The sequence below is a fragment of the Thalassospira sp. UBA848 genome (assembly GCF_002295455.1).
In the GTDB taxonomy this organism is placed as follows: Bacteria; Pseudomonadota; Alphaproteobacteria; order Rhodospirillales; family Thalassospiraceae; genus Thalassospira.
Window position 1 is genome coordinate 1 of the sequence record NZ_DBGS01000021.1, and the last position, 3,630, is coordinate 3,630.

General features: G+C 52.3%; 4 protein-coding genes. All 4 read right to left on the bottom strand.

Translation table 11 applies throughout. From position 1 onward, the window contains the following. A partial coding sequence (locus tag B2R48_RS02375) for an LON peptidase substrate-binding domain-containing protein (protein ID WP_296997347.1) occupies positions 1 to 493 on the bottom strand: 493 nt, incomplete at its 3' end. Positions 494 to 633: 140 nt separating this feature from the next. Beyond that, positions 634 to 1,899, bottom strand: coding sequence for an ATP-dependent Clp protease ATP-binding subunit ClpX (gene clpX / locus B2R48_RS02380; protein WP_062954542.1), 1,266 nt, complete (start codon positions 1,897 to 1,899; stop codon positions 634 to 636). 301 nt (positions 1,900 to 2,200) lie between these two features. Further along, positions 2,201 to 2,830: an ATP-dependent Clp endopeptidase proteolytic subunit ClpP gene (gene clpP, locus B2R48_RS02385; RefSeq protein WP_044826796.1), complete on the bottom strand. Its 630-nt coding sequence runs from the start codon at positions 2,828 to 2,830 to the stop codon at positions 2,201 to 2,203. Positions 2,831 to 2,874: 44 nt separating this feature from the next. Beyond that, the coding region (locus tag B2R48_RS02390; RefSeq protein WP_414716175.1) for a trigger factor at positions 2,875 to 3,630 on the bottom strand (756 nt) is incomplete at its 5' end.

Below are 3,630 nucleotides of genomic sequence, written 5' to 3' on the forward strand. Positions count from 1 at the left end.
CAAGCTTTGCCGGTTCTTCGATCTGATTGACCGAAACCAGAACTTCAGGCGGAATTTTCTTGTTCAGCTTGATGTACTGTTCGAACTGCGTAACGACAGAACGCGCCAGCGCTTCAAGTTCGCTGTCATCCTCGTCACTGTCTTCACGCACCGAACCATAGGCCTGGAAGAATTCAGGATTATCAACATAGCCGGTAATTTCGGCCCGTTTCCCGCCTTCAACCAATACCTTGACGGTTCCGTCGGGCAGCTTGAGAAGCTGCAAGACAGTTGCGACAGTACCAATTTCATAGAGATCTTCGACAGCCGGGTCATCAAGACCGGCATCTTTCTGGGTAACAAGCAGGATCTGCTTGTCTTCGCGCATCACATCCTCGAGCGCACGCACCGATTTTTCGCGTCCGACAAACAGCGGAACAATCATGTGCGGGAACACGACAATGTCACGCAACGGCAGCACCGGGTATATTTCGCCACGCGCCAATTCGACCATTATGTTCTATTCCCTAATTTGAGCCGTAACGTTCCTGCGGTCCTGTCATAGGCCCCGCCAGCAACGCGAACATGTTTTAGATAATCGTTAGATAATCTGAATTTCCCGCACCGCAATAGATGCCGGTGCGGGAATTAAGTTCAGGCGGTATTTTCAACACCTTCGCGACGTTCGGCATGGATCAGCAACGGTTTTGCCTTTCCTTGTACGACGTCAGCATTGATAACGATTTCCTCGACACTTTCCATGGTCGGCAGATCGAACATGGTTTCAAGCAGGATGCCCTCCATGATCGAGCGCAAACCACGTGCACCGGTCTTGCGTTCAATTGCCTTGTCAGCAATTGCCTTAAGCGCATCCGGCTGGAAGGTGAGTTTGACATCTTCCATGTCGAACAGGCGCTGATACTGCTTGATCAGTGCGTTTTTCGGCTCGGTCAGAATCTGAACCAGAGCGTCATTGTCGAGGTCTTCGAGCGTTGCAAGAACCGGCAGACGACCAATGAATTCCGGGATCAGACCGAATTTCAGAAGATCTTCCGGCTCTACCTCGCGCAGGACGTCGCCAGTGCGACGGTCCTCGGGGCTACGAACATCGGCACCAAAGCCGATTGCGCTGCCCCTGCCACGTTGGGAGATCACCTTGTCCAGACCGGCAAACGCGCCGCCAACAATGAACAGGATGTTGGTGGTGTCGACCTGCAGGAATTCCTGTTGCGGATGTTTCCGGCCACCCTGCGGCGGAACGGATGCAACAGTGCCTTCCATGATCTTGAGCAATGCCTGCTGCACGCCCTCGCCCGATACATCGCGGGTGATCGACGGGTTGTCGGATTTACGCGAAATCTTGTCGACTTCGTCGATATAGACGATGCCGCGCTGGGCGCGCTCGACATTGTAGTCAGCAGCCTGCAGCAGCTTGAGAATGATGTTTTCGACATCCTCACCGACATAACCGGCTTCGGTCAGGGTGGTGGCATCTGCCATGGTGAATGGCACATCAAGAATGCGTGCCAGGGTCTGGGCCAGAAGCGTTTTACCGCAACCGGTCGGACCAACCAGCATGATGTTTGATTTCGCCAGCTCGATGTCTTCATTCTTGCTGGAATGGTGCAGGCGCTTGTAATGGTTGTGAACCGCGACCGAGAGAACTTTCTTCGCATGGCCCTGACCGATGACATAGTCATCAAGGACCTTGCAAATCTCTTGCGGAGAAGGCACCCCGTCTGCCGATTTGACGAGATGTGTTTTGTGCTCTTCGCGGATGATGTCCATGCAAAGCTCTACGCATTCATCACAGATGAACACGGTTGGACCGGCGATGAGCTTGCGAACCTCGTGCTGGCTCTTTCCGCAGAAAGAACAATACAGAGTGTTCTTGGAGTCCCCGCTATTCGATTTGCTCATACAAACCCCAATTACGTTTGACGTTATCTTTTATCGCCATGTTAGCCGGTAAACGATACCGATCTCAACGTTTAATCTGTGCTTTTCGGCATTATGGCGTCTAGTTTGATATGGGTTCGCCACCTTGGTTGCGAAACCCCTTGTACTAATCACCTAAACGTTCGGATCAGCCACAAGTTCCAAACAAACACGCCGAAGCCTGCACATATACTTGTCTATGACTTAAAAGTGCCATGAAGCAAGACATAAAAAAACGCCCCGACAGATCACCGGGGCGTTTTCACCAATCACAGCTAAGTGATCAGTCTTTCTTTTCATCACTTTCCGACTTCGGACGCGATGTGACGACCTCGTCGATCAAGCCAAATTCCTTGGCCTGATCAGGTGTCAGGAAGTTATCGCGCTCCATTGCGTCTTCGATGGTCTTGAGATCGCGGCCGGTATGCTCGACATAGATCTCGTTAAGACGCTGACGCAGAGCCAGAATTTCACGGGCATGAATTTCGATGTCCGATGCCTGACCCTGGAAGCCGCCAGACGGCTGATGGATCATGACACGTGCGTTCGGCAGGCAGTAACGCTTGCCTTTTGCGCCGGCCATCAAAAGCAGCGAGCCCATGGATGCCGCCTGCCCCATGCACACCGTGGAGACATCGCAACGGATGTACTGCATGGTGTCATAGATGGCGAGACCCGAGGTCACAACACCGCCCGGTGAGTTGATGTAAAGCGAAATGTCCTTGTCCGGATTTTCCGATTCGAGATGCAGCAACTGCGCACAGATCAGCGACGACATGCCGTCATGGACCTGGCCGTTGATGAAAACGATGCGCTCCTTGAGCAAGCGCGAAAAGATGTCATAGGCCCGCTCGCCACGGCTGGTCTGTTCAACGACCATCGGCACGAGCGAATTCATCTGTTCTTCAATCATCAACTGCAATCTCCCTGCATGATCCTAAACCGTGTCCGGTCGGATTACTTCTCTTCGGATTTGTCAGCAGCTTTTTTAGCGGCCGACTTTTTAGCTGCAGTTTTCTTGGCCGGGGCTTTTTTAGCCGGAGCCTTTTTCTCTGCTGCTTTTTTCGCCGGTGCCTTTTTGGCAGCCGATTTCTTCTTCGGAGCTTCTTCTTCCTCTTCCGGTTTCAGAAGTTCTTCGACCGTCACGGTCTTGTCTTCAACCTTCGCGAGTTCGATGATGTAATCAACGACCTTGTCTTCATATACAGGGCCCTGAAGCGCCTGCAAGGCCTGCGGGTTATTTTTATAGAATTCAATAACCTGCTGTTCCTGCCCCGGATATTTCTGGGCTTCGGCAACAAGCACCTTGTTGACGTCTTCCTGAGTGACCTGAATGTCGTTCTCACGGCCAACTTCAGCAAGGAGAAGACCCAGAAGAACACGGCGTTCTGCGATTTCGCGGAACTCGGTGGTCAGCTCTTCTTCGGACTTGCCTTTGGTTTCTTCGTCTTCCTGACCAGCTTCACGGGCCTGCTTGATCTGGCCGATGATGCCTTCCAGTTCGTTGTCCACCAGTGAGACCGGCAGTTCGAAGCTGTGGTTTTCAGCCAGTGCATCAAGAAGCTGACGCTTCATTTTCTGACGAGAGACCGATTCGTATTCACGACCAAAGTCCTTGCGGATCGCTTCTTTGAGCGAATCAAGGCTGTCCTGACCGAGTTTCTTGGCCAGTTCATCATCCAGCTCAGCCGGTTTCTTTTCCTTGATTTCCTT